Source organism: Flavobacterium sp., assembly GCF_004211145.1.
Lineage (GTDB): Bacteria > Bacteroidota > Bacteroidia > Flavobacteriales > Flavobacteriaceae > Flavobacterium.
In genome coordinates this window covers 17,300-42,088 of record NZ_SEBS01000002.1, presented here as the reverse complement: position 1 = coordinate 42,088, position 24,789 = coordinate 17,300, and the positions used below count along the sequence as shown (strand labels likewise).

Genomic DNA, 24,789 nt, shown 5'->3' with positions numbered 1-24,789 from the left:
TGCGAAATCGATTGAGAAACGTAATTTTGCAACCGTTACAACCCTTCAACAACTTTTAGACTTCGGTCGACATTTAGATATGATCAACAAAAAAGTAAACTCGGTACACGAAGCGCTTGACGGAATAGCCGATGGAATGACGATCATGCTCGGCGGTTTCGGGCTTTGCGGCATTCCTGAAAATTCTATCGCCGAACTCGTGCAAAAAGGAACCAAAGAACTCACGTGCATTTCGAACAATGCGGGCGTCGATGATTTCGGCCTCGGACTTTTGCTGCAGAAGAAGCAAATCAAGAAAATGATTTCGTCTTACGTAGGTGAAAATGCCGAATTCGAACGCCAGATGTTGTCGGGCGAACTCGAAGTCGAACTCACGCCCCAGGGAACTTTGGCCGAGAAATGCCGTGCCGCACAAGCCGGAATTCCCGCATTCTACACGCCCGCAGGTTACGGAACCGAAGTCGCCGAAGGCAAGGAAGCACGCGAATTCAACGGCAAGATGCACATCATGGAAGAAGCGTTCAAAGCCGATTTCTCGATCGTGAAAGCTTGGAAAGGCGACGAAGCCGGAAACCTGATATTCAAAGGAACCGCGCGAAATTTCAACGCGCCAATGGCCGGAGCCGCGAAAATTACGATTGCCGAAGTTGAGGAATTGCTGCCCGTGGGAAGTTTAGATCCGAATGAAATCCACATTCCGGGGATCATGATCCAACGCATTTTCAAGGGTGAAAAATTTGAGAAGAGAATTGAGCAACGGACGGTTCGAAAGAGAATTTGAAAATTTGGAAATTTGGAAATGGTGCGTGTCATCATTTTGAGTTCCAATTTCATCAGCAACCAAAATTCATGAATCACATTTCAAAATCAACCGACAGATGTTGACAAAAGAAGATATAGCGAAACGCATCGCGAAAGAAGTACAAGATCGTTATTACGTAAACCTGGGCATCGGGATTCCGACATTGGTCGCAAATTACGTACGCGAGGATATTTCGGTCGAATTCCAAAGTGAAAACGGCGTGCTCGGAATGGGTCCGTTTCCGTTTGAAGGCGAAGAAGATGCCGACATTATCAATGCAGGAAAGCAAACCATCACGACTTTGGCAGGCGCGAGTTTCTTCGATTCGTCGTTCAGTTTCGGGATGATCCGAAGCCAAAAAGTCGACCTCACGATCTTGGGCGCGATGGAAGTTTCAGAAAACGGCGACATCGCCAACTGGAAAATTCCCGGAAAAATGGTTAAAGGAATGGGAGGCGCGATGGATCTGGTCGCGTCGGCTGAAAACATAATCGTCGCGATGATGCACGTGAACAAAGCGGGCGAATCGAAGATCTTGAAGCGTTGTACGTTGCCGTTGACGGGCGTCGGTTGCGTCAAAAAAGTCGTGACGGAACTCGCCGTGCTTGAAATTACGCCTAACGGTTTCAAATTACTCGAACGCGCTCCAGGCGTTTCGGTCGACGACATTATAAAAGCTACGGAAGCGGATTTGATTATCGAAGGCGAGATTCCGGAAATGCAAATTTAGACGAAAGGCGAAAGGCGAAAGACAAAAGACGAAAGACAAACGACGAAGGACTGGCGCACGAAATTATGGGGCGCTAGTCCTTCGTCGTTTGTCATGCGTCATGCGTCTACTCTACCATTCAGACTGCAACCCATTCTTCAACGCGTCCTGATATTTCACCATATCGAATTTGTATAAATCCGGAGCTTTGTGCGCGCCGCCTTTGCGTGATTCATTGAGTTTTTCGAGAATGTCGAAACGCAACATTTTGCGGTAGAAATTACCGCGGTTCAGTTTTTTCCCGAGGATGATTTCATACAATTTCTGCAATTCGGGCATAGTGAATTTCTCGTCGAGCAAATTGAATCCGATGGGTTTGTAATTCAATTGTTTTCGCAAGGTGATAAGCGCTTTGTCGAGAATCAATCGATGATCCATCATCATGGGCGGAATCTCTGAAATGTCGCACCATCGGCACTCTCCCGAGAATTCGTCGGTAACTGGAGTAACATCTGAAAAGTTTACCAAAGCATAGTACGCGATCGAGATGAATCGTTGTTTGTGCCACAAATCGTCGGGATAATCTGAGAAGAAACCCTCGGAACGATTCGGCTGTCCGAACGTATGGAATTGCTGCAAATAGATATTTTCGGCTCCGGTTCTCTCCTTCAAAATCCTTGAAGCCGCTTCTCTCAAACCTTCCTGTTTCTTTACGTAACCGCCCGGAAGGCTCCACAAATCCTGGTCTTTTAACTTCGCGAGCAACACTTTGAGCGACGATTTGTCGAAACCGAAAACGACCGAGTCAATCGACAAATGCGCAATGTAATCCTGCCAATGCTCTTTTGAGCGCTCAATTAAAAGGTCACGTAGATTCATAAAATAGGATGCGTATTTTGAAGATAATACTTTTTTACAAGAAGCGACAAAGCTAGTGTCAAAAATAGAATTCCCATAGGAAATTTATGATGTTTCTGGATTGACCGAGAAAAAATTAAGCTCGCGATGCATTTTTTTTCTGACCAAAACGGAACTGTTGACCATCGAAAAGTGTTGCCACAACTAGACTTTGACGAAAACGAAATAGTTTTTGTTTTGGTATTGCGGCCGATGCGATTTCGAAAACAAACCGAAATACATTTAAATCTCAAAAAAATTATATAATATTGCTTCCAAATGAAGCAATAATGATTGACAGACGAGGTTTTATTACACAGGCCATTACGATTGGCGCGACCGGATTGGTTTTTCCATCCGAAATTTTATCTGACGACAAGGCGCTGACTTCTGCTCCGACCTCTTCGTCTACACGTCCTAAGGCTTTGTTTTTCGACGTAAACGAAACACTTTTGGACCTCGGTCCCGTGAAGAAAAGCATCGCCGCCGTATTGGGCGACAAAGCCGACCTCGCCACATTATGGTTCACGACGATGCTTCACTATTCTCTCGTCGTGACGGTTTCAGGAAAATACCATGATTTCGGGGCAATCGGTGTTGCGGCGCTACAGATGGTGGCACAGAACAATTCGATAAAGATTTCGAAAGACGACGCGATTGCAGCCGTTCGGCCGATTTTGAATTTACAGCCGCACCCTGACGTCGTCGCCGGCCTTACAAAACTCAAGGAAAACGGTTACACGCTCGTTTCGTTCACGAATTCATCCAAGAAAGCCGTTCAAACCCAATTGCAATACGCCGGACTGACCGAGTTTTTCCACATGCAACTCAGTATCGAGGAACTCGAAAAATTTAAGCCGCACAAAGATGCCTACGCTTGGGCTGCGAAACAGCTCGACATTGAAAATCGCGAATGCCTGCTCGTGGCGGCACACGGCTGGGATGTCGCAGGTGCAGCTTGGGCCGGATGGCGAACCGCTTTCATTTCGCGTGCAGGCCAACAACTCTTTCCACTGGCTCCCGAACCTGAATTTAACGAACCCGATCTGCAAAAGATAGCGGCATCGCTTTGTGTCTTGAAATAGTTTTATCTGACGATGGACATTCAAAGAATTTCGCGGAATGGTATCGAAATAAAATCCCATTCAATGCTTCCATTCGAAGCATTTTTGTTAAATTCGTTTTTAGCGAATTGAATTTTAACGAAATCAAATAAAACGAACGATGAAAATTACACATCTCCTAATCGCATTGCTTTTATACAACTTCGGTTTTGCACAGGAAAACGTAAGTTTCGGGCAACAAAAGGAAGTCATTTCACCCCAGATAAACGCCGATAATTCGGTCACGTTCCGACTTGAAGCGAAGGATGCAAAATCGGTAAAGGTCCAAGGCGATTTCTTGCCCGCTCCGGGTTCGGCTGAACTTAAAAAAGACGCGAACGGCGTTTGGACTTTTACGACTGCCGCGCTTCCATCGGAACTTTACAGTTATTCTTTCTACGTCGACGGCATCAAGACGCTCGATCCGAACAATGCCTACATGACGCGCGATGTAGCGACTATCGTAAATATTTTCCTCATCGGAAATGGAAAAGCCGACAATTACAAGACTAAAGACGTCGCTCACGGAACCGTAACGCGCCGTTGGTATGATTCGCCGACACTCAAAACCAATCGCCGTGTCACGATCTACACGCCGCCCGGATACGAAACGTCAAAGGAAAATTATCCCGTGTTGTATTTGCTGCACGGCGCGGGCGGAGACGAGGAAGCGTGGATGGCACTTGGCCGCACGTCGCAGATCATGGACAACCTGATTGCCGAAAAGAAAGCGAAACCCATGATCGTCATAATGACAAACGGAAACGCGAACCAAACCGCGGCTCCCGGAGAATCGTCAGCGAAAATGGACAAACCGATTTTCCTGCAACCCGATATCTGGTCGGGAAATACTGAAAAAGCGTATCCCGACGTCATAAAATTCATCGACTCGAATTATCGCACGAAGAAAGATAAGGCCAATCGCGCGATCGCCGGTCTTTCGATGGGCGGGATGCATTCGCTCGTGATTTCGGCGAACAATCCTGATTTGTTCGATTATGTGGGCGTTTTCTCGTCGGCCCAACTGCAACCCAAAGACGCGACGGGCGAGGTTTACGCGAACTTCGACCAAAAACTCAAAACGCAAAAAGAAAAAGGCTACAAATTGTATTGGATCGCCATTGGAAACAGCGATTTTCTTTACAAACAATCGAACGAATACCGCGCAAAGCTCGACGCCATGAATTTTAAATACACTTATAAGGAAACCCAAGGCGGACATACTTGGTCCAACTGGAGAGATTATTTGACCGAATTCTCACCGCAATTATTCAAATAAATAATAATTCGCTAATTCGCGGCTAAAAAAATGTCAACAACCCTACAACCAAAAAAGCATTTCCAAATCCTTGACGGACTTCGCGGCGTCGCGGCGGTAACGGTCGTGATTTTCCACCTGTTCGAAGCGCACGCCACCAGCCATTTGGACCAGATCGTGAATCACGGTTACTTGGCGGTGGATTTTTTCTATCTGCTTTCAGGTTTCGTCATCGGTTATGCGTACGATGACCGATGGGAAAAAATGACGCTCAAAGATTTCTTCAAACGCCGACTGATCCGATTGCAACCCATGGTCATCATGGGAATGATCGTTGGCGCGTGTTTATTTTACTTTAGCACTTCACCAATTTTATTTCCGAAAATTCCCGATGTTCCCGTTTGGCAAGTCATCGGAATCATGCTCATCGGATTTACTTTGCTACCGATTCCAACGCCGATGGACATTCGCGGTTGGGGCGAAATGCATCCGTTGAACGGCCCGGGTTGGTCGTTGTTTTACGAATATATCGCGAATATTTTGTACGCGATCGGCGTGCGGAAATTCAACAAAACCGCATTGACGATCCTCGTTGTTGTTTGTGGCGTGTTGTTGATCCATTACGCGGTGACAAGTGCGGGCGGCGACGTCATTGGCGGTTGGTCGCTTACCTGGGAATCGGCGCGGATTGGGTTTACGAGAATGTTGTATCCGTTTTTCGCAGGCTTGCTTTTGTTCCGAGTTTCAAAATTATCAAACGTAAAAAATGCTTTCGTTTGGTGCAGTTTGCTCGTCGTTGCCGTTCTCGCTTTTCCAAGGATCGGAGGAAAAGACCAGCTTTGGATGAACGGCTTGTACGATTCGCTGAGCATCGTATTCATTTTCCCATTGATTGTTTACGTCGGCGCGAGCGGAGAAGTCAGCAGCAGAATCGGCTCGAAAGTCTGTAAATTCCTTGGCGACATCTCCTACCCGATTTACATCACGCATTATCCTTTGATTTACGTCTACACGGCTTGGGTTTTCGATTCCAAACCGACTGCAGACGAAGCATTGCCAATGGCCGCGCTCACATTCGTTACCATTATCGCTTTGGGTTACGCGAGTTTGAAAGTCTATGATGAACCCGTGCGAAAATGGATTTCCAAAAAACTAAATTGAAAAAACATTATTGATAGCCTCATGAAAAAACAGATACAAAGAATATCGGCTGTGGCACTTTTCGCGGCTTCCGGTGCGATCGCTCAAGAGAAACTGCCGCAATTGGGCAAAGATCCGATCGAAAAAGTAATCGCCGCAATGACCGATGACGAAAAAGCAAGTTTCCTAATGGGAACGGGAATGCCCGGATACGAAGGCATCACGCCGACGCCCGGAAAAAATGAAGGCCCGATTCCCGGTGCCGCCGGATTGACATACGAGATCAAACGCCTTGGAATTCCGGCGATTGTGTTGGCCGACGGACCAGCCGGACTTCGCATAAAACCAATTCGTGAAAACGATTCCAAAACGTATTATTGCACAGCGTTTCCAGTTGGGACTGCATTGGCATCGACGTGGAATCTACCGCTTATTGAAAGTGTCGGGAAAGCGATGGGACAGGAAACAAAAGAGTACGGCGTCGACGTTTTGCTTGCGCCGGCACTTAACATTCACCGAAATCCATTGTGCGGGCGCAACTTCGAATATTACTCCGAAGATCCGGTCGTTGCCGGTAAAACGGCGGCTGCCGTCGTAAACGGAATCGAATCGAACGGCGTCGGAACATCGGTGAAGCACTTTGCGGCGAACAACCAGGAAGACAATCGATTGGGCGTAAATGCTCATGTGAGTGAACGTGCGATGCGCGAAATTTACCTGCGTGGATTCGAAACCGTCGTAAAGGAGTCGCAACCGTGGACAATCATGTCGTCGTACAATTTGGTTGACGGCGTCTACACATCGGCCCGAAAAGACTTGCTTACCGACATTTTGCGCGACGAATGGGGTTACAAAGGCATGGTCATGACCGATTGGTTCGGCGGATTCGACGGTTTTGAAACGATTACGAAAGGATCGAGCGATGTCGTGGCGCAAATCGCCGCCGGAAACGATTTGCTAATGCCTGGAATTCCGGCACAGAAAGCGGCTTTGTTAGAAGCCATGAAATCGGGGAAATTGTCCAAGGCCGACGTCGACCGCAACATCAAGCGCAATCTTGAATTGGTGCTTGAATCGCCGACAATGAAAAAATACAAATTCTCGAACACGCCAAACCTCAAAGCCAACGCCCAAATCACGCGTGACGCGGCGGCTGAAGGAATTGTGTTATTGAAGAATGATAAAAACGCCTTGCCTTATACGGCGAAAGACAAATCGATTTCAGTATTCGGGGTTACGTCGTACAACTTTATTTCGGGCGGAACTGGAAGCGGAAACGTGAACGAAGCCTACACAATCTCGCTTTTGGACGGATTGAACAATGCGGGTTATAAAATTGACGGTGATTTGAAAACTGCTTATGTGCCATACGTCAAAAAATTCGATGCCGAAGAAGTCGCGCGCAAGGAAAAAGAAGGCGTCATGTTCCTCGCGAACCGCTTGACCGAACTTGAAATCTCGGCCGACGTACTCGCGAAAAAAGCCACTGAAACGGAAGTCGCCATCATCACCATCGGACGAAACGCCGGAGAAGGCGCCGACCGCAAAGTAGACAACGACTTCAATTTAGCCGCCGACGAAACGAAATTACTCGACGCCGTAACCCAAGCGTTCCACGCCAAAGGCAAAAAAGTGATCGTAATCTTGAACATTGGCGGCGTCATTGAAACCGTGAGCTGGAAAGACAAGGTCGATGCAATTTTGCTCGCTTGGCAACCGGGTCAAGAAGGTGGAAATTCAGTCGCCGATGTGTTTTCGGGGAAAGTAAATCCATCGGGGAAACTCACGATGACTTGGCCTGTGAAATATGCGGATACGCCATCGGCCAAGAATTTTCCGGGAACTCCGGCCAACAAGCCGAAAGACGTGACGTATGAAGAAGGCGTTTACGTCGGCTATCGTTATTTCAATACGTTCGATGTGAAAACGTCGTATGAATTTGGGTTCGGAAAATCATACACCACGTTCGAATATTCGAACCTGAAACTCGACACCAAACAATTCTACGACCACGTCACAGTTTCCATAACGGTGAAAAACACAGGGAAAACCGATGGTAAGGAAGTCGTCGAATTCTATCTGTCGGCGCCGAACAAATCAATCGACAAACCGAAATTCGAACTCAAAGCGTTCGCGAAAACCAAATCGCTCAAACCGGGCGAAAGCCAAACATTGACCGCGACGATCCGTGCGAAAGATTTGGCGTCTTTCCTTGAAAGCAAAAGCGCTTGGGTAGCGGAAAAAGGCGAATATGTAGTTTCAGTTGGCGCTTCATCGACCGACATCCGCCAAAAAGCAACGTTTACTTTGGCCAAGGAACTGACCGTCGAAAAAACCCACAAATCGTTCGCGCTTTCATCTCCAATAAACGAACTCAGGGCGTCCAAATGATAAAGTTGGTTCACCTCGATTTTAGCCGAGTTGCAGCCCAAATCGTTTAATACCTTTTCATTTCAATAGTTAGATTAATTAATTTGTTCAGGAAAAAGCACCTTTTGATTGGGGTGCTTTTTTTGTTTTTGGGCGCAACCGCGGTCGGGCTGTCCGCTATTATCTTTTTGTTAACCCTTAAAGGGTTTGAAACCCTTTAAGGGTTCCACAAAAAGGATAATCGCTTCCATCCCTGGCGCGTTCATCGCAAAAAACTACGTTTTCGTCTAAAAGAACCAACCCGCCACGAAAATCGCCGTGATCACGCAAATCAAGTCAACGAGCAACATCGCGCCCAACGTGTAACGCGTGTTCTTGATTTTTATCGATCCGAAATATACCGCGATCACATAAAACGTCGTCTCGGCGCTACATTGAAAGATACAGCTCAGTCTTCCCGTGAATGAATCCGGCCCGAACATGCGCATCGAATCGATCATGAAACCGCGCGATCCGCCCGATGAGAAAGGACGCAACATCGCCACCGGCAATGAATCGGTGATTTCCTTGCTCACGCCAATGTTTGAAAATACGAACGCGATGCCATTGCTCAGAATCTCGAACAAACCGCTGTTGCGGAACAATGAAATCGCGACGAGCATTCCCAAAACGTATGGAAAAATGGTGATTCCCGTTTTGAGTCCGTTGTTCGCGCCCGTCACGAACGAATCGAAAATCGTCGTGTCGAGAGCCGTGAATTTCTTCTCGTGGATGAATGCGAAAACGAGCGTGAACCCAATGATTCCGATCAACATCAACGCCGAGAGGTTCGACGTGAAGAAGTTCTTCCCGATCAGGTCAAGGTTATTGATATACAGCAAAAGCCCGACGATTGCCGCGATGATCGTAATCAACGCAACGACTAACGAAGCGCTTTTAAAATTGATGCGTTGTCGGATCCCGATAATCACGAAAGCCGCGATCGTCCCAATGAACGACGTGATGATGCACGGCAACATGACGTCGGCGGGATTCGAAGCGTTCTCGGCCGCGCGGTATCCGATGATCGATGTCGGGATCAACGTCAAACCCGCGGCATGCAGGCACATGAACATGATCTGGGCGTCGCTCGCGCGGTCTTTATCGGGGTTTATTTCCTGCAGGCTTTGCATCGCCTTTAGCCCGAATGGCGTCGCAGCCGAATCGAGTCCGAGGAAATTCGCCGCGAAATTGAGCGTCATGTAAGAGATGGATTCGTGGTTTTTGGGAACCGTCGGGAAGACTTTCACGAAAACGGGACTGAGTTTCTTGGCGAGCTTTTCAGACGCGCCCGAATCGATCAAAAGCTGCATCAATCCGCAAAAGAACGCGAGATAGGCGATCAATGGAATGATCAGGTCGAGTATGGTATTTTTACACGTCGGCAGTAAACCGTCAGACTTTTGGATGCCGCTGAACACTTTCACCGTTTGGTTTTTGTACACGTAAGTAGTGTCGGGATTGAGCGTGTCACGGTTTATCGTAAAGCTTTTTTCCTCAGACTTTTGGATGCTGTCTCGCAAGAAAACCGGCAGGTCTTTCATGTATTTCTCGCTGATCAGGATCGGTTCGTCCTTTTTGCCGTTGATGATAAAATCGAGCGTATAATTGTTTCCGATGAACAAACTCACGACGATGAAAACGATCGATGAAACGAAAATTGCGAGCCAGAACCTGCTTAGAACCATGAGAATTAGCGGATTATAAAATTAGCGGATTAGCGCATGATATACGTCTCTTGCGCTTTGGCTAATTTAGTGAATTGTGGGTTGATGCTTGGCGCGTTTGTAATAAAGAATTATCGCGCCTGACTTTAGCGTTCGCGTTTTTTGAAGGTCAAGAACCGTCCTTTCGTGCAGTTTTTCGAACAGCGGCAAGCCTTCCCCGATAATAACCGGATGTACGCAAATTTGATATTCGTCGATCAGATCCAAGTTCGTAAGTTGCACGATCAGGCTTCGGCTGCCGATAAGAATATCTTTTCCTTTTTGTTGCCTGAGTTCCAAAACAGTTTCCCCTGGCGACTTTTTTGACAACGTCGCGCTTTCCCAATCGGTAGTTTCGAGCGTATTTGAAAATACGATTTTCGGGACTTGATCCATGGCCGAAGCGAAATCGTCCATCGATTTTTCACCAGACGGATTTTTCACAAGATCCTGCCAGAATTTCATGAGTTCGAATGTAATCCGTCCGTACAGGATCGCCCCCGAATCGACAAGCAATTGTTCGTAGTGTTTGTGGATTTCCTCGTCGGGCAAACCAGCCGTGTGATCGCAAAAACCATCAAGTGTCGTGTTTATTGCGGCTATAATTTTTCTCATCACGTATATTCTTAGTTACAAGTTGTGCTTTTGCCTGTATTTGTGCCCGAGCGTGATTCCCATTACCTTTTTGTGTTTCACATGCGTTTCGACGTCGGCACGATCAATAAGATCTTCGACGGCAACTCTCAAGTAGCGTTCGATAAATTCGAAAGTTTTTCGTCGACTCCGATGTCGAGTTTTCGTGCCGAATCGTTTTACATTCGCGCTCGAGCCGTTACTGTGTCGTAAATTAATCCACTTTATCACAAATAACCTGCGACGATTATAAAAAGTAGGAGCAGTGGAATTGGCTTCACTATTTTTTCATAGTTGCGTAAATGTAAGGAAGTCGAGTTTGAGATACAACGTCAATTGGGGACACGGATTTCCCAGCCCCGATGCAAGCGGTTAGCCTTTTGAGAAAAAATTCACGTTTTGCCGCAGTTTGAGGGCGACCGAAGGAAGCCTGAAAAACGCGTCGCAAAACCGGATTTTTTGAGAAAGCTAGTAGCGGGCAGCGGGAAATTGCTCCTTTAGATTAGCTATTGGAAACTTTTAATTCGTTGCGTTTTTTTTGAGCAGTTTAGATAGTTAAGGTTAGTTAAGCATCTGCGAGTTCCGATTCGAAATTATACATGCAGAATCTCATCGTCGATCAAAAGTTCGTCACGCCGCATCCTCAAAAAAACCTGGGCCGTCGCGATCACGTCTTTTTCGCAATAGGTAATGATGCGGTCAATGTCTTTCTCAACATAGAAAACGTGCGCAACCTGGCTTCCGTCGATATCGCCTTTCGACGATGGAATGCCGAGGATTTTCGTGAGCAGTTTGAGCGATGTGAAGTGTTTGTAGTCTCCGAATTTCCACAATTCAAGCGTGTCGAGGTGCGGAACTTCCCACGGTTTCTTACCGAACAGATTGAGTTTTTCAGGCAATTGGATTCCCAAAATAATCATGCGCCTCGCGATGAACGGAATGTCGAATTCCTTGGCGTTGTGCCCGCATAAAATGTGCTGGGCGCGACCGAAATGATCGTTCAGCAAATTCGCGAACTCCTGCAAAAGCTGCTTCTCTTCACCGAAAAAAGAGGTGACGCGAAAGTTTCGGATGTCGTTTTTTAGCACGAAATATCCGACTGAGATCGTGACGATCCGTCCGAATTCGGCCCAGATTCCGGCGCGTTCGTAAAAGGCTTCGGGCGTGTATTCGTCGCGGCGTTGATACTGTGTTTTTTGTTCCCACAACAGTTTCATCTCGTCGTCGAGGCTGTTGAAGTTTTCTTCGAATGGAACGGTTTCGATGTCGAGAAACAGGATGTTCTCAAGAGGGATTTTCTGGATCATGGCGTATAAAAATTAAATGGCGTGTATCACTTTCTTTGCGAAAGCATTTTGTAAGTCTCCTCCAAATATACGTAAAAATCGGTACTGTGATAATTCGATGCGGCGTTTACGTTTCCGGTGTGGCCGAGGCGCACGATGATCAAATCGTCCTGTGGGACTACGATTACATATTGGCCCAAATGGCCTCGCATGTAAAACACTTCCTTGCCTTCAAAGTCGGCGAGCCACCAGCCATAGCCGTATTGCGGGCTTTCTACGAAGCGCGGCGTCGTGCAGGTTTTGATGAACGTGCTGTCGAGGATTTGCTCACCGTTCCATTTTCCGCCTTGTTTGTAAAGCTTTCCGAATCGGGCGAAATCACGAGCGTTTGATGCGATGCAGCAATAGGCTTTCACGCGTCCGTTCTCGTGGTCGGTTTGCCAGAATGCGTCGTTTTCAGCTCCCATCGGTTGCCAGAAATTTTTGGAAACGTAGGTCGCCAAATCTTCGCCCGTGGCTTTTTCGATGCACATGGCGAGTAATTGTGTGCTTCCGCTCGAGTATTGATAAACTTTTCCGGGATCGTTTATCACGCGCAATCCTTTGATGAACGTGTCGAGATCGGAATCGAAATACGCGCGCGTGGTTTTCGAGAACGGGCTGTAATATTTCTCGTCCCAATCGAGTCCCGACGACATCGAAGCCAAATCGCCGACGGTCATTTCCATTGCTTTTCCTTCTCGGAATTCAGGAAAGAACGTGCCGACTCTCGTATCTAAACTTTCAATTTTTCCTTGCCTGATTGCTTTTCCGAGTGCCGACGTCACGATGCTTTTGGCCATCGAAAACGAGTTGGAATGCGAATCTTGTTTGTAGCCATCGTAATAACTTTCGTGCAAAATGCTGTCGTTCCTGATCACCAAAAATGCGACCGAGCCGATTTGTTCGTGCAGTTTTTCAAGCCTTTCGGTTCCGGGAATCTTGTTGTAGTCTTTCGCGATTTTCCACGGCTGGGGCGTCGGGCTTTTCGCGATAGTACGATTGTCGAAATGGACGTAATCGTCGAGATAAGCCGTTTTGTGACCATGCAGATACGTGATCCAAACCGCGCGCGTGATGTATCCGTTTCCGCTCACATAAAGCGCGGCGATCGCAAGGCCGACGATAAGCACTATAAAAACCAGGAACCGCTTTAGAAACTTCATGGTCAGACGCGGTTTAACATCATGGTAACCTTGCCGTCGAAACTTATGACGAGTTCCTTATCGTCTATTTTTTTGATCGGCATGTTCATGGTTTTGCCTTTGTCGGTGGTGATAACGAGTGTTTTTTCGTCGGACATTTTCCAGGTTCCGCCTTCAGTTTTACCCATTACGGCCACGCTTACTTTTTTGTCGGCCGAGAATTCTATCTGGAAATCCTTGAAGATCATTTTCGTCATTTCGACACTTTGCGCATCGAGATCGCCTGTGTCGGTAAGGTCTGAGAATTGCCATTTCCCGATGAGCGTCTTTTCAGTCTGGGCGAACGCGGTTGCTGCGAAAAGCAGAAAAAACAGGATGGTGATTTTTTTCATTTTGGTGTATTTGGTTGATTAAAATAAGCTTTGCTGCGTGGGCGGCGTTTCGTGTTCGAGCAGCCATTTCTTGCGCCACAATCCGCCTGCGTAACCCGTAAGCGAACCGTCGGAACCGATCACGCGATGGCAAGGGACGACAATCCACAGCGGGTTTTTCCCATTGGCCGAAGCGACGGCGCGGATCGCTTTCACATCGCCCAGTTTCTTGGACAAATCCATATAACTCGTGGTTTTTCCCAACGGGATCCGGAGCAGTTCTTTCCAGACCGACTTTTGAAATTCGGTTCCCTTCGGATTTGTCGGAAATGAAAAATCATTGCGCTTCCCTGCAAAATAATCGTCGAGTTCTGAAACGGCTTGCTCCAGTTCAGACGGAATTCGCTCTGAAATCACAACGGCATCGTCGAGGATTGAAATCACTGAAACACCGTTTTCATCGCCTTCGATTTTGGCGACACCGAGCGGCGTTTTTAAAAAAGCGGTTTGCATTATCGGGACGCGGTATTGATGAGCACTTGTTTGGTTACGAATTCGCTCATTTCAGGTTGCACGATTCGGCCCAGGCAATCGATCGCGCGCATTTGGAACGCTGCGTTGGTCAATATCTCATTGGCGCGGATTTCCCTCCTCCAGTTGTAATCGCTCGGCAGGTTCGCGTCGGGGTTCGAGACGACCGACATGTTTCGGATCGCCGATTCCAACGAAACGAATTTCGCTGTCGGAACGGTATCGGAACTAGTCGAGAACCATTCGGATGGCGGAACGTACGCTGGTTTTACAAATGTACTTTTTTGTTGAGCCGAAACCGCGAGGCCGAGCAGCAGCAAGATAGCTGAGAATGGTGTTTGAAATCGCATAGCGTGATGGTTTCCATAAAGATAGGAAGTTTCGCGCGGATGAGATATTTTTTAGGAAAATATGCGTGAAAAATGTAATGGCGCTTGAGAGATTCCCGATAGCTTCGTTAAACCTAACAGGTTTTGAAAACCTGTTAGGTCTAAAACCCAAAACTGTCATTTCGAAAAACTTAAGATATACGCCTCCAACGCCTTCAATTCCTCATCGCTCATGCGTTTGGTAATCGAAAAATTCACTTTCATCGCCGAGTAATTCGCGGGATCGACTATAGGCTCGGCTTCTTCTTTCAGGAACTTTACGATGTCGCCGTTTTTGGATTTGTAGGTTTTGGCGATTTCGATGATCGACGGCCCGACGATTTTTATCTCGGGATTATGGCACGAATAGCAATTGCCTTTGCTTTCGAAGATTTGTTGCCCAAGTTCGATTGGGGATTTTTTTTCTTCGTATTGGAAGTCTTCTTCGGCGGGCGCTTCTTTGGATTTGCAGGCGAAGGCAGTTAGGAAGGAGAAAAGGATTAGTTTTTTCATTTTGGTTTTTTTTGACGCGAGGACAAAGTTTCAAAGTTTTTTGTTTTTTGTCTTTTGTTGCCACGAAGGCACGAAGGCACGAAGTTTTGAAACTGTTCTTGAAATTATAGTCGGTTTGATTCGGGAGGCTAACGAATCAGATCAACGATTAATCTTCGTGTCTTCGTGCCTTCGTGGCAAAATCAAATCCTAATTTACTTATTCAACAACACCGCTGCTTCCTTCGCGAAATAAGTAGAAATGATATCGGCGCCGGCGCGTTTAATCGACGTCAACTGTTCAATCATCACTTTATCGTGGTCGATCCAACCGCGCTCAGCCGCAGCTTTGACCATTGCGTATTCGCCCGAAACATTGTAAACCGCGACCGGAACGTGAACCGCATTCTTGACTTCGCGCACGATGTCGAGATACGAAATCCCGGGTTTAACCATGACGATGTCGGCGCCTTCCTCAACATCTTGCAAAGCTTCGCGAATCGCTTCAGTTCTATTGCAAAAATCCATTTGATAGGTTTTCTTGTCGCCGAATCCCGGAGCTGAATCCAACGCATCGCGAAATGGCCCGTAATGCGCCGACGCGTATTTCGCCGCGTAACTCATGATGCCTACGTTGTGGAAATTATTCTCTTCCAACGCCTTCCGGATCGACCATACGCGTCCGTCCATCATATCGCTCGGCGCAACGAAATCGGCACCGGCCTCGGCGTGCGAAAGGCTCATTCGGACGAGCGCATCGACTGTCGGATCGTTCACTATCTGTCCGTTTTCGACAATTCCGTCGTGTCCGTAAATCGAATACGGATCGAGCGCGACATCGGGCATCACGATCATCTCAGGAACCGCGGCCTTGATTGCGCGGATGGCTTGCTGCATAAGTCCGTCCTTGTTCCACGCTTCTTTCCCGGTGTTGTCTTTCAAATTGTCGGACACTTTCACGTACAGATTCACGGCTTTGATGCCGAGCGACCACAATTCCTGGACCTCTTTGACCGTCAAATCGAGCGAACGACGGTAAATTCCGGGCATTGACGGGATTTCGACTTTTACGTTCGTTCCTTCGGCGATGAACATCGGAAACATGAAATCGTTGGGCGTCAGAATCGTTTCGCGGACCAGTGAGCGGATCGAATCGTTCGTACGCAAGCGTCGGTTTCTATGGAATGGATACATATCTATTTATTTTCTTTGAGAAATTTACTTTTGATTTGTTGGGTTTTTGAGATCAGGAATTCGGGCGCATCGAAGCGATATCCCACGAATGCCGTCGCATACACGATCGAATCGCCCACGTTCACGCCGTTGTTTGCCTCGCGCCCCATGTAATTGGCCCGCAGATGTGCCCCGAAAAACCATCGATCGGAATTGTAGCCCGGAGCGAGCATCAAGCTTGAGGTGTAAAGTGCCGAAGTCGTGTCGTCGCCTTCGTCGTCAATGAAATTAATTCCTGCGCCGATCGACAATCCGCCGACCAGATTCACATGTTTCCCGATTACCCAATTGTAATGGTATGCGGGTGTAAATGCGATGTCGAGGAACGTCGTTTTGCCTTCGATTTCAGGTTCGTCGTTCCCGTCGAGCGACGTGTAATAATAAATCAACCCGGCCGAAAAGCTTCCCGCGCTGCGCAATTGCTGCACGTTTTGCAACGCGATGGCGCGATACGAAAACTTCCTGTTGAAAAAGTAGTTCGTGCTCCCGCCGATTTTGGTGGATTCGAGACGCGAAAAATACAGACCCGGAGCGCCGTCGGTTTTGAGCGTCATACCTTTTTGGTTGTAGTATTCGAGTCGTTGCATCCAGCGTCCGGGCGTGAATTCGAACGACAACGACGTCATCCGCGAGCCTTTGTTGTCTTGGTTGTCGGCGAAGAATTTGGGCGCGAAACCAACGCTGAACGACACGATATCGTATTGGAATCCGATGTTAAGCGTGGTTTTGATATTCGGAATTATCTCGACGGTCAAATCGTCGTTCTCGTAATCGATCTCAAAATCGTTCGAGGTATTGAGCAAGAAAATCTGTGTCGAAATCTTGTCTTTGAATTCCCGGAAATACGGCGCGATCGAATCCTGTTGCGCGAAGCACGGGAACGACAAGATCGCCAGTATCGGGAACCAGTTTTTCATATCCAATCTTTTGGTTGGGCGAGAACCTTGAGCAAATCATCTTCGACGCTTCCGGGTTCGGGATGATGGTCGTAAACCCATTGGACATGCGGCGGCAAACTCATCAAGATCGATTCGATCCTTCCGTTGGTTTTTAGGCCGAAAAGCGTGCCTTTGTCATGCACCAAATTAAATTCGACGTAACGCCCGCGACGGATTTCCTGCCACGTTCGGTTGTCGTCAAAATACGGCAAATCCTTTCGCGCTTCCACGATCGGGACGTAACTTTCAAGGAAACTGTTTCCGACTTCCGTTACGAAATCGAACCAGTTTTGCATCGACATTTCGTCGGTCGTTTTTAGATAATCGAAGAACAATCCGCCGATGCCGCGGGCTTCGTTTCTATGCGCATTCCAAAAATAAGCGTCGCATTGTTTTTTGTATTTGCGGTAAAATTCAGGATTGTGTTTGTCGCAAGCGTTCTTGCATGTTTGGTGAAAATGGATCGCATCTTCATCGAACAAATAATAAGGCGTCAAATCCTGTCCGCCGCCGAACCACGAATCGATCACGTTTCCGTTCTCGTCGTACATTTCAAAGTAACGCCAGTTCGCGTGAACGGTTGGAACCATCGGGTTTTTGGGATGGATGACCAGACTCAGCCCGCACGCGAAAAAATCAGCATCCCCGACGTTGAACATCTTTTGCATCGTATCGGGCAATTTCCCGTGGACGGCTGAAATGTTGACGCCGCCTTTCTCGATAACGTGTCCGTTTTCGATCACGCGCGTTCGTCCGCCGCCGCCTTCAGGCCGATCCCAATTGTCTTCGCGGAATTTTGCGACGCCGTCAATCTGTTCGAGTTTTGACGTGATGCGATCCTGCAAATCCTGTATGAATTCGAAAAACTTATCTTTCATGGTGATCTGATTTGAGCAATCCGAAATATTTTATGTCTTCTAAAGTTCCATCTCCGTTTTTGAACTCCGAACGCAAAATGCCTTCTTCCACGAATCCGTGTTTGGTCGCGATGCGCTGGCTGCCGAGGTTTACAAGTGATGTACAGATGAAAATCTTATTCATGCGAAGTTCGGCGAAACAGAATTTTATCACTTGAGAAACCGCTTTCGAAATGATGCCTTTTCCCTCAAAATCCTTGTCGACGAAATACGCGAGCTCACATTTCATGATGTTTCGGTCGACATTTTTGATGCAGACGTAACCGATCAATTTTCGCGTTTCGAGATTTCGGATGTAGAAATAGTAACCGCTGCCATTTTCTTCTTTGTCGATGTTCTCGCCGAGGAATTGAATTGTTTTGTCTAAGTCAAGACAATTGTTGAGCGTTTTTGGAAATGTCTTTTTTATGTGTTCGACGTTGCGCTGGATAAGGTCAAAGAATTCCCGCGGCAAGATGTCTTGCAGTTGGTTCAGTTGCCAGTTTTGGAACGCGGTTTTCATGTCAAAAATTTAAAATATCATCGCAAACCGTTGACTTTATTCATGATTGCGAACGAAAATGTTTGGCTTTCCAGTTGAATATATTCGTACAATTCGATTGCTTTTTGCTTTTGCCCGACGCTTGCCAGAAAATCGGCAAAGGTTTCGGCATTCGTGAAATCAAAATGCAATTTTGCCAAATGCGCGATCAAATCATAACTCGAAAATGTTTCCAGATCGCTTGACGTCAACGCCAATTGGCCCAACAGTTCGTCGTAATTCGGCTCAGGCAAAAACGCAAGCGCGACGAGTTGCTTCAAGATGTTGTTGATGCGTTCGTTTTCTTCGTTTTTAAGACTTGTGCTTAATGGCATTTTTACGTTGTTATTGAACGAGTTCGCGTTAGGGATTGCAGCGGCTATCCTTTTGCCAATCCTGCAAGGTTGGTAAAAGATAGTAGCGGAAAGCCCGATGGCGGCTTGGTACCCGAGGCGCGCCGAATTGGGCGAACAAAATGCGATCAGCTTTTTGCGAGCCAAATGCGATCAGCTTTTACCAAGCCGCCGGAACGCCCAAATTATCAATTATCCATTGTCAATTGTCAATTGTCAATTATACTCCTTCACCGCATCAATAAACGCCTTCGCATGATCGACGGGAATGTGCGGCAAAATGCCATGTCCGAGGTTCACGATGTAATTGTCCTTGCCGAATTCGTCGATCATTTCTTTGACCATTTTCTTGATCGTCGGGATCGGGGAAAGCAATCGCGACGGATCGAAATTGCCTTGTAACGTGATTCTTCCGCCCGACAAATAACGCGCGTTTCTCGCCGAACACGTCCAATCGACGCCCAATGCCGACGCTTTGGATTTGCCCATTTCGTTGAGCGCGAACCAGCAGCCTTTTCCGAACACGATCACTTTGGTATGCGGAGCGAGCGCCTCGACGATCTGGTTGATGTATTGCCACGAAAATTCCTGGTAATCGACGGGCGACAACATTCCGCCCCATGAGTCAAAAATTTGCACAGCATTCACTCCGGCTTTGACTTTTTCTTTCAGATAGGCAATCGTCGTGTCGGTGATTTTTTGCAATAATATGTGAGCGGCGACCGGTTCCGAAAAACAGAAACCTTTTGCCGTGTCGAAACTCTTCGAGCCTTTTCCTTCGACGGCGTAACAGAAAATCGTCCACGGCGAACCCGCGAAACCGATCAATGGAACTTCGTCGTTGAGCATTTCCTTGGTCAGTTTGATCGCGTCGAAAACGTAGCCGAGCGTTTCATTTACATCTGGAACGATTACGTTATCGACGTCTTTCGCCGATCGGATCGGATTCGGTAAAAACGGCCCGACGCTTTCCTTCATCAAAACTTCGATGCCCATGGCTTGCGGCACGACGAGAATATCGCTGAACAAGATCGCGGCATCGGGTTTTACGATTCGGATTGGTTGCACGGTGATTTCGGCTGCTAATTCAGGTGTTTGGCAACGTGTGAAAAAGTCGTATTTGTCGCGCAACGCGCGGAATTCGGGCAAATAACGTCCGGCTTGGCGCATCATCCAGACTGGCGGGCGGGTTACGGTTTCGTTGTTTAGGGCTTTTAGGAAGAGGTCGTTCTTTATCATAGGTGTGGGTTAACCTGCAAGGTTTTCAAAACCTTGTAGGTTTTATGTGGTTAGTCTGTAAAATCTTTATAATCGGTAGTTTGCTTATGAACAAATCGAAAATTATCTAAATCGCCAAACAAAGATAATCCGTTTTCAACGCTGATAATTTCATTATTTGATTTCAAATAATCGATATAGGACGAGAATTGAAATTGGTCTATCGCTAACCCGAAATGGCTTTTCGGATTCTGATGAATATATATAATCAAATTTTTAAAATACTCTTCAGTTACAAGTTCTATTCTTCTAAAGTGTTTCTCGAAAAGTGAACCTGACCGATTCGTGTACTTATTGAAAGCTTTAGCGTACGCATTGAAAAAATTAGAAAATGCTTGTGTAATATTTTCCGGATCATCCATAATTTTTACCGCAAAATGGAAATGGTTATCCATTAAACAATATGCGAAGAGTTCACATTTTCCAGAAAGATGCTTTTTAAAAAGTTTAAGAAAGTACCGTTTGTTCTCATCATCGATGAAAATATTCGTTCGATTTATTCCTCGATTGAACAAATGATAATATTTGTCTTTCTGTAAAACTTCCAGATTCATGTTAAGGTTTTTCATCTAAACCTACAAGGTTTTGAAAACCTTGCAGGTTAGTAAAATACTTGATGCACTTCACAATCGTACTTTCTATTGTTGGTTGATTTGCAATAATAATCGTGTTGTCGTTCGAAACTGGAATTTCGCTCGCCGTCGTTTGTCCGATGCAAAAAATCGCTTCATCGGTTATCTTATTCTCCGACAAAAAACTCTGCACCGCGCTCGGGCTGAAAAACAAAATCCCGTCGATTTTCGAGTTGATTTTGATTGGCGTGAGTTCGGTTTCGTAGACTTCGATTTCGTTCAGGTCGACATCGGCTTCGATCAATGCCATCGGCAATTCGTTGCGTCGGATATTTCCTGAGAAAAACGTGAACGATTCCGTCGCATAACCCGCGATGATAATTTGGGCCAAAGTCAACGCGTTGTCGGCAGTTTCCTGGACCGTAAATCCGGTTTCGTCGAGAAGATCCGCGGTTTTTTGTCCGACGCAGAAAACCGGTTTTCGCCTGATTTCCTGGATTTCCGGATGAGCTGCGAGCGATCTTACTGCGTTTTGGCTTGTGATGATGAGATTTTCGGCCACGTCGATGATTTGAAACGGCAACTGCGTGACGCGGATAAAATCAGCATCGATGACGCTGAATCCGGCGTTGAGCAAGAACTGTTTCTGGTTCGGCTTTAGCTTTTTTGTCGATAAGATGCGAACCTCGGCCATGTTATTTGTTTAGTTCGGAACGGATTTTCGGCATCAATGCGTCGCCTCCGTTCTTGAGGATTTCTTTGGCGCAATCGCTTCCGAATGTGTTGTATTTCGTGGTTTCGGATGTTTTTTCGATGGCGAGTTTTTCGCTTCCGTCGATTGATAAAAGCGCGCCTTCGAATCGGATCTCATTGCCGAAGATTTCAGCGAAAGCCCCGATTGGCGCGGTACATCCGCCTTCCAAAGTCTTGAGGAAATCGCGTTCGACTTTCGTACAGATTTCCGTTTCGAAATGGTTCAGTTTCCCGACGGCTTCACGGCAAAAATCATCTTTTTCCATCGCGACGATCACCATCGCGCCCTGTGCCGGAGCCGGAATCATCCAGTCCAAGTCAGTATATGTTTCGGGTTTAACGCCGATTCGGTCCAATCCGGCCGACGCGAAAATCGCTCCGTTCCAGTTATTGTCTTGTAATTTCTGCAGACGCGTGTTCACATTTCCGCGCAAATCTACGACTTGATGGTGCGGATATCGGTGCAACCATTGTGCTTGGCGACGCAAACTTCCCGATGCGATCGTGGCGTTTCCAGTATAAAAATCCTCGTTTCCTTTGTAGACGAGGATATCTTTTTCAGACGCTCTTTCTAAAACCGCGGCTTGCACGATCCCGATCGGAAGCGCCGTCGGAACGTCTTTCATCGAATGAACGGCGATGTCGATCTGGCCGTTGATCATCGCGACGTCGAGCGTTTTCGTGAAAATTCCGGTGATGCCGAGTTCATACAAGGGTTTGTCGAGGATCAGATCGCCTGTGGATTTCACGGCGACAATCTGCGTTTCAAAACCTAAATCGTTGAGTTTTTTTTCGACCGTATGCGCCTGCCAAAGTGCTAATTGGCTGTCGCGTGTGCCGATTCGGATGACCTTGTTCATTTTACCGAAGTTTCGATCTTGAAGACTTTTTCGATCCACTCGATGCTTTCATCGACGGGCGTATTCGTGTCTTTAAGATGGTTGGCGAAATGTGTCGTTATTTTTTGGATGATGCGGTTCGAGATGATCTCGGCCTGCTCTTCATTGAAATTCGTGATTTTTCGGCTTTGGAAATCGAGTTCCGAATTTTTGATCTCGTTGAGTTTTTCCTTTAGCGCGTTGATCGTCGGGGCGAATTTGCGCGCGTGCGTCCACGTGATGAATTCCTCACGGACTTCGTCTATTATGGCTTCGGCGGCGGGAATATGCTTCTTGCGGTTTTCGAGCGTGTCGTCGGTCATTTGCGACAAATGGTCCATGTGGATCAGCGTGACTTCGGGCAACTCGGTTACATCGTCGGCCACATTTTTCGGGATCGACAAATCAAGGATCAACAATGGTTTCTTCAAGTTCAGGACCGCTTTGTCGATCGTCGGGTTTTGCGCTCCGGTCGCTACGACGAGAATGTCTGCTTTTTGGAGTTCGAGGTGCAATTCGGCGTAGTCCTTAACGATCAGATTTAGTTTTCCCGCGAGTTTCTCGGCTTTGTCTTTCGTGCGATTGATCAACGTGATGTGTTCGTTCTTTGTGTGTTTGACCAAATTCTCGCACGTATTTCGTCCGATTTTCCCGGTTCCGAAAAGCAGGATGTTCTTGTTTTTGATGTCGGCGACATTCTTCATCATGTATTGCACCGATGCGAATGAAACCGATGTCGCACCCGATGAAATCTCAGTCTCGTTCTTGATGCGCTTGCTCGCCTGGATGACAGCGTTGGTCAATCGCTCCAAAAATGCGTTCGTCAATCCGAGTTTCCTCGATTCGGTGAAACCTGTCTTGATCTGCGAAATGATCTCGAAGTCGCCCAAGATCTGCGAATCCAAACCTGTTCCGACGCGGAAGATATGATTGATTGCCTCGGCGTTTTTATGGACATAAGCCACGCGCTGGAATTCCTCGACCGATCCTGTACTGTTGTCGCAAAGCAATTTGATGAGTTGGTACGGATGTTCGGCGAAACCGTAGATTTCGGTTCTATTACAAGTTGAAGTCGCTATAATTCCTGAAATACCTTCCATGGCCGCCTGACCCAACAAACGGGTTTTGGATTCAGAGTCCAAACTGAACTTGCCCCTGATGTCGGCGTCGGCTTTCTTATAGCTGAGACCGACGACATAGAACGTCAGGTGTTTCGGTACGGGAATGGTTTGCATGCGTGTCCTCAATTCTGGCACAAAAATATTTCAGCGACTTGGATAAAAGTAACGCTCAAAGGACTATTTGTGTCGCTGTGGGAGATTTAATAAGGTTTTGGCACTTCAACCGACATTTTCCCTTAAATTTGCAGCAATCACGGGAGCTCCGAACAAATTTATATAGAATCATTCTAAATAAAAACAAGGTTTGTTTTCGTGAAAATATTTTAAAAAAGTATCGCTATGGGTTCACAGGAAGTCATTAAGATCGAGGACGATTTTTACCTGCTTCGTTTTCAGAACGATGGGTCGGAAACATATAAAGTCGAACGCCAGATCCACCAAGGTTTGATCCAGTTTCATTACGGCATAAAAGGACGCGCGAAGTTCGTCTTCAACCACGGAACGTACGCGTTGGATTTGCGTGAGGAAAAGTCGTTGCTGCTGTACAATCCGCAAAAGGAATTGCCGCTCAACTTAGAATTGGCGGCGAATTCGTGGGTAATTTCGGTAATCATTTCGATTAAGAAATTCCACGCGTTGTTTTCGTCTGAAGCCGATTACATTCCGTTTTTGTCGGCTGAAAACCAAGACAAGAAATATTACAATGAGGCCGATATTTCCCCGTCGATGGCGATCGTGCTCAATCAACTGTTTCATTACAATCTGCATCCGTCGATCAAGAATCTGTACTATAAAGGAAAGGCGTACGAATTATTGAGTCTGTATTTCAATCGCACCGAAGATCCCGATGCCGAGCAATGCCCGTTTTTGATCGATGAGGAAAACGTCCTGAAAATCCGAAAAGCCAAAGACATCATCATCGCCAACATGGCCGAACCGCCCGGTTTGCAAGAACTCGCGGATCAAATCGGACTGAATTTAAAGAAACTCAAAACCGGTTTCAAACAGATTTACGGCGATTCGGTGTACAGTTTCCTGTTCGATTACAAGATGGAATACGCGCGCAAACTTTTGGAAGACGGCACGCACAACGTGAACGAGGCCGGCTTGAAGATCGGATATTCGACGGCGAGCCATTTCATTTCGGCGTTTCGGAAGAAATTCGGGACGACACCGAAGAAGTATTTGATGTCGATTAATGTGTCGGCTTAATTGACGAATGACTAAAGACGAATGACGAACGAGTCGAATCGTCTCTTGCGACAACCAATAAATAAAACGATTTCTAATCTCAAAAACATATGAACGCTTCTGAAAAAGACTGTCCAGTCCTTAGTC

The 24,789-nt window shown here is 46.9% G+C and carries 26 protein-coding genes; 7 read left to right on the top strand and 19 right to left on the bottom strand.

Annotation, left to right across the window (positions count from 1 at the left end):
- Window positions 1–79: 79 nt before the first annotated feature.
- Window positions 80–781, top strand: a complete 702-nt coding sequence (locus EOO50_RS01220) for a CoA transferase subunit A (RefSeq protein WP_290837097.1) — start codon at window positions 80–82, stop codon at window positions 779–781.
- Window positions 782–878: 97 nt separating this feature from the next.
- Window positions 879–1,532, top strand: a complete 654-nt coding sequence (locus EOO50_RS01215) for a 3-oxoacid CoA-transferase subunit B (RefSeq protein ID WP_290837096.1) — start codon at window positions 879–881, stop codon at window positions 1,530–1,532.
- A 111-nt stretch (window positions 1,533–1,643) separates the two neighbouring features.
- Here the strand turns inward: EOO50_RS01215 and EOO50_RS01210 are convergent, their stop codons facing one another.
- A complete protein-coding gene (locus EOO50_RS01210) occupies window positions 1,644–2,390 on the bottom strand; it encodes an NUDIX domain-containing protein (protein WP_290837095.1) in 747 nt (248 codons plus the stop codon).
- Between the two features lie 308 nt (window positions 2,391–2,698).
- Between EOO50_RS01210 and EOO50_RS01205 the strand changes: the two genes are divergently transcribed.
- From EOO50_RS01205 to EOO50_RS01190, 4 genes are all read left to right on the top strand, one after another.
- The gene (locus tag EOO50_RS01205; RefSeq protein ID WP_290837094.1) at window positions 2,699–3,493 is read left to right on the top strand and encodes a haloacid dehalogenase type II; all 795 of its coding nucleotides are present in this window, start codon (window positions 2,699–2,701) and stop codon (window positions 3,491–3,493) included.
- 139 nt (window positions 3,494–3,632) lie between these two features.
- Complete coding sequence (locus EOO50_RS01200; protein WP_290837093.1) at window positions 3,633–4,790, top strand: esterase; 1,158 nt, start codon at window positions 3,633–3,635, stop codon at window positions 4,788–4,790.
- A gap of 30 nt (window positions 4,791–4,820) precedes the next feature.
- Window positions 4,821–5,930: an acyltransferase gene (locus EOO50_RS01195; RefSeq protein ID WP_290837092.1), complete on the top strand. Its 1,110-nt coding sequence runs from the start codon at window positions 4,821–4,823 to the stop codon at window positions 5,928–5,930.
- A 21-nt stretch (window positions 5,931–5,951) separates the two neighbouring features.
- A complete protein-coding gene (locus tag EOO50_RS01190; protein WP_290837091.1) occupies window positions 5,952–8,300 on the top strand; it encodes a glycoside hydrolase family 3 C-terminal domain-containing protein in 2,349 nt (782 codons plus the stop codon).
- Between the two features lie 266 nt (window positions 8,301–8,566).
- On the opposite strand, the gene EOO50_RS01185 is transcribed toward EOO50_RS01190, so the two are convergent.
- The 18 genes from EOO50_RS01185 to hemA all read right to left on the bottom strand — a co-directional run bounded on the left by EOO50_RS01185 (window position 8,567) and on the right by hemA (window position 23,565).
- The gene (locus EOO50_RS01185) at window positions 8,567–10,006 is read right to left on the bottom strand and encodes a nucleoside recognition domain-containing protein (RefSeq protein ID WP_290837090.1); all 1,440 of its coding nucleotides are present in this window, start codon (window positions 10,004–10,006) and stop codon (window positions 8,567–8,569) included.
- Window positions 10,007–10,072: 66 nt separating this feature from the next.
- Window positions 10,073–10,639 carry a dihydrofolate reductase family protein gene (locus EOO50_RS01180; RefSeq protein WP_290837089.1) on the bottom strand — a complete coding sequence of 189 codons (567 nt, stop codon included), beginning with the start codon at window positions 10,637–10,639 and terminating at the stop codon, window positions 10,073–10,075.
- A 611-nt stretch (window positions 10,640–11,250) separates the two neighbouring features.
- A complete protein-coding gene (locus EOO50_RS01175) occupies window positions 11,251–11,964 on the bottom strand; it encodes a 3'-5' exonuclease (protein ID WP_290837088.1) in 714 nt (237 codons plus the stop codon).
- Window positions 11,965–11,990: 26 nt separating this feature from the next.
- Window positions 11,991–13,148, bottom strand: coding sequence for a serine hydrolase (locus tag EOO50_RS01170; RefSeq protein ID WP_290837087.1), 1,158 nt, complete (start codon window positions 13,146–13,148; stop codon window positions 11,991–11,993).
- 2 nt (window positions 13,149–13,150) lie between these two features.
- The gene (locus EOO50_RS01165) at window positions 13,151–13,519 is read right to left on the bottom strand and encodes a DUF5004 domain-containing protein (protein ID WP_290837085.1); all 369 of its coding nucleotides are present in this window, start codon (window positions 13,517–13,519) and stop codon (window positions 13,151–13,153) included.
- 18 nt (window positions 13,520–13,537) lie between these two features.
- Window positions 13,538–14,011 (bottom strand): methylated-DNA--[protein]-cysteine S-methyltransferase, encoded by a 474-nt coding sequence (locus EOO50_RS01160; RefSeq protein WP_290837083.1) that lies wholly within the window; start codon window positions 14,009–14,011, stop codon window positions 13,538–13,540.
- Window positions 14,011–14,379, bottom strand: a complete 369-nt coding sequence (locus EOO50_RS01155) for a hypothetical protein (RefSeq protein ID WP_290837081.1) — start codon at window positions 14,377–14,379, stop codon at window positions 14,011–14,013. The genes EOO50_RS01160 and EOO50_RS01155 overlap by 1 nt, the downstream gene beginning before the upstream one ends.
- 156 nt (window positions 14,380–14,535) lie before the next feature.
- Complete coding sequence (locus tag EOO50_RS01150; RefSeq protein WP_290837079.1) at window positions 14,536–14,910, bottom strand: c-type cytochrome; 375 nt, start codon at window positions 14,908–14,910, stop codon at window positions 14,536–14,538.
- Window positions 14,911–15,104: 194 nt separating this feature from the next.
- Window positions 15,105–16,082: a porphobilinogen synthase gene (hemB, locus tag EOO50_RS01145; RefSeq protein ID WP_290837077.1), complete on the bottom strand. Its 978-nt coding sequence runs from the start codon at window positions 16,080–16,082 to the stop codon at window positions 15,105–15,107.
- A gap of 2 nt (window positions 16,083–16,084) precedes the next feature.
- Window positions 16,085–17,038 carry a DUF4421 family protein gene (locus EOO50_RS01140; RefSeq protein WP_290837076.1) on the bottom strand — a complete coding sequence of 318 codons (954 nt, stop codon included), beginning with the start codon at window positions 17,036–17,038 and terminating at the stop codon, window positions 16,085–16,087.
- Window positions 17,035–17,937: an oxygen-dependent coproporphyrinogen oxidase gene (gene hemF / locus EOO50_RS01135; RefSeq protein WP_290837074.1), complete on the bottom strand. Its 903-nt coding sequence runs from the start codon at window positions 17,935–17,937 to the stop codon at window positions 17,035–17,037. The genes EOO50_RS01140 and hemF overlap by 4 nt, the downstream gene beginning before the upstream one ends.
- Window positions 17,927–18,478 carry a GNAT family N-acetyltransferase gene (locus EOO50_RS01130; protein WP_290837072.1) on the bottom strand — a complete coding sequence of 184 codons (552 nt, stop codon included), beginning with the start codon at window positions 18,476–18,478 and terminating at the stop codon, window positions 17,927–17,929. The genes hemF and EOO50_RS01130 overlap by 11 nt, the downstream gene beginning before the upstream one ends.
- Before the next feature lie 17 nt (window positions 18,479–18,495).
- The gene (locus EOO50_RS01125) at window positions 18,496–18,831 is read right to left on the bottom strand and encodes a hypothetical protein (protein WP_290837070.1); all 336 of its coding nucleotides are present in this window, start codon (window positions 18,829–18,831) and stop codon (window positions 18,496–18,498) included.
- A gap of 234 nt (window positions 18,832–19,065) precedes the next feature.
- Window positions 19,066–20,088 (bottom strand): uroporphyrinogen decarboxylase, encoded by a 1,023-nt coding sequence (gene hemE, locus EOO50_RS01120; RefSeq protein WP_290837068.1) that lies wholly within the window; start codon window positions 20,086–20,088, stop codon window positions 19,066–19,068.
- Between the two features lie 50 nt (window positions 20,089–20,138).
- The gene (locus EOO50_RS01115) at window positions 20,139–20,681 is read right to left on the bottom strand and encodes a transposase (RefSeq protein ID WP_290837299.1); all 543 of its coding nucleotides are present in this window, start codon (window positions 20,679–20,681) and stop codon (window positions 20,139–20,141) included.
- A gap of 1 nt (window position 20,682) precedes the next feature.
- A complete protein-coding gene (locus tag EOO50_RS01110) occupies window positions 20,683–21,393 on the bottom strand; it encodes a uroporphyrinogen-III synthase (protein WP_290837066.1) in 711 nt (236 codons plus the stop codon).
- Between the two features lies 1 nt (window position 21,394).
- The gene (gene hemC, locus EOO50_RS01105; protein WP_290837064.1) at window positions 21,395–22,312 is read right to left on the bottom strand and encodes a hydroxymethylbilane synthase; all 918 of its coding nucleotides are present in this window, start codon (window positions 22,310–22,312) and stop codon (window positions 21,395–21,397) included.
- Entirely contained in the window at window positions 22,309–23,565 is a 1,257-nt protein-coding gene (gene hemA, locus EOO50_RS01100; protein ID WP_290837062.1) for a glutamyl-tRNA reductase, read from the bottom strand. Before hemA ends, hemC begins: the two co-directional genes overlap by 4 nt.
- A 225-nt stretch (window positions 23,566–23,790) precedes the next feature.
- Here hemA and EOO50_RS01095 point away from each other — a divergent pair, with 225 nt between their 5' ends.
- Complete coding sequence (locus EOO50_RS01095) at window positions 23,791–24,663, top strand: AraC family transcriptional regulator (protein ID WP_290837061.1); 873 nt, start codon at window positions 23,791–23,793, stop codon at window positions 24,661–24,663.
- The last annotated feature ends 126 nt before the right edge of the window (window positions 24,664–24,789 follow it).

Coding starts and splice junctions, on each gene's coding strand:
- EOO50_RS01220 (WP_290837097.1), top strand. CDS start 80: ATGATCAACAAAAAAGTAAACTCGGTACACGAAGCGCTTGACGGAATA.
- EOO50_RS01175 (WP_290837088.1), bottom strand. CDS start 11,964: ATGATCCAGAAAATCCCTCTTGAGAACATCCTGTTTCTCGACATCGAA.
- EOO50_RS01150 (WP_290837079.1), bottom strand. CDS start 14,910: ATGAAAAAACTAATCCTTTTCTCCTTCCTAACTGCCTTCGCCTGCAAA.
- EOO50_RS01215 (WP_290837096.1), top strand. CDS start 879: ATGTTGACAAAAGAAGATATAGCGAAACGCATCGCGAAAGAAGTACAA.
- hemA (WP_290837062.1), bottom strand. CDS start 23,565: ATGCAAACCATTCCCGTACCGAAACACCTGACGTTCTATGTCGTCGGT.
- EOO50_RS01205 (WP_290837094.1), top strand. CDS start 2,699: ATGATTGACAGACGAGGTTTTATTACACAGGCCATTACGATTGGCGCG.
- EOO50_RS01130 (WP_290837072.1), bottom strand. CDS start 18,478: ATGAAAACCGCGTTCCAAAACTGGCAACTGAACCAACTGCAAGACATC.
- EOO50_RS01195 (WP_290837092.1), top strand. CDS start 4,821: ATGTCAACAACCCTACAACCAAAAAAGCATTTCCAAATCCTTGACGGA.
- EOO50_RS01190 (WP_290837091.1), top strand. CDS start 5,952: ATGAAAAAACAGATACAAAGAATATCGGCTGTGGCACTTTTCGCGGCT.
- EOO50_RS01165 (WP_290837085.1), bottom strand. CDS start 13,519: ATGAAAAAAATCACCATCCTGTTTTTTCTGCTTTTCGCAGCAACCGCG.
- EOO50_RS01210 (WP_290837095.1), bottom strand. CDS start 2,390: ATGAATCTACGTGACCTTTTAATTGAGCGCTCAAAAGAGCATTGGCAG.
- EOO50_RS01200 (WP_290837093.1), top strand. CDS start 3,633: ATGAAAATTACACATCTCCTAATCGCATTGCTTTTATACAACTTCGGT.
- EOO50_RS01185 (WP_290837090.1), bottom strand. CDS start 10,006: ATGGTTCTAAGCAGGTTCTGGCTCGCAATTTTCGTTTCATCGATCGTT.
- EOO50_RS01170 (WP_290837087.1), bottom strand. CDS start 13,148: ATGAAGTTTCTAAAGCGGTTCCTGGTTTTTATAGTGCTTATCGTCGGC.
- hemE (WP_290837068.1), bottom strand. CDS start 20,088: ATGATAAAGAACGACCTCTTCCTAAAAGCCCTAAACAACGAAACCGTA.
- EOO50_RS01125 (WP_290837070.1), bottom strand. CDS start 18,831: ATGCCATTAAGCACAAGTCTTAAAAACGAAGAAAACGAACGCATCAAC.
- hemB (WP_290837077.1), bottom strand. CDS start 16,082: ATGTATCCATTCCATAGAAACCGACGCTTGCGTACGAACGATTCGATC.
- hemC (WP_290837064.1), bottom strand. CDS start 22,312: ATGAACAAGGTCATCCGAATCGGCACACGCGACAGCCAATTAGCACTT.
- EOO50_RS01140 (WP_290837076.1), bottom strand. CDS start 17,038: ATGAAAAACTGGTTCCCGATACTGGCGATCTTGTCGTTCCCGTGCTTC.
- EOO50_RS01110 (WP_290837066.1), bottom strand. CDS start 21,393: ATGGCCGAGGTTCGCATCTTATCGACAAAAAAGCTAAAGCCGAACCAG.
- EOO50_RS01095 (WP_290837061.1), top strand. CDS start 23,791: ATGGGTTCACAGGAAGTCATTAAGATCGAGGACGATTTTTACCTGCTT.
- EOO50_RS01160 (WP_290837083.1), bottom strand. CDS start 14,011: ATGCAAACCGCTTTTTTAAAAACGCCGCTCGGTGTCGCCAAAATCGAA.
- hemF (WP_290837074.1), bottom strand. CDS start 17,937: ATGAAAGATAAGTTTTTCGAATTCATACAGGATTTGCAGGATCGCATC.
- EOO50_RS01155 (WP_290837081.1), bottom strand. CDS start 14,379: ATGCGATTTCAAACACCATTCTCAGCTATCTTGCTGCTGCTCGGCCTC.
- EOO50_RS01180 (WP_290837089.1), bottom strand. CDS start 10,639: ATGAGAAAAATTATAGCCGCAATAAACACGACACTTGATGGTTTTTGC.
- EOO50_RS01115 (WP_290837299.1), bottom strand. CDS start 20,681: ATGAATCTGGAAGTTTTACAGAAAGACAAATATTATCATTTGTTCAAT.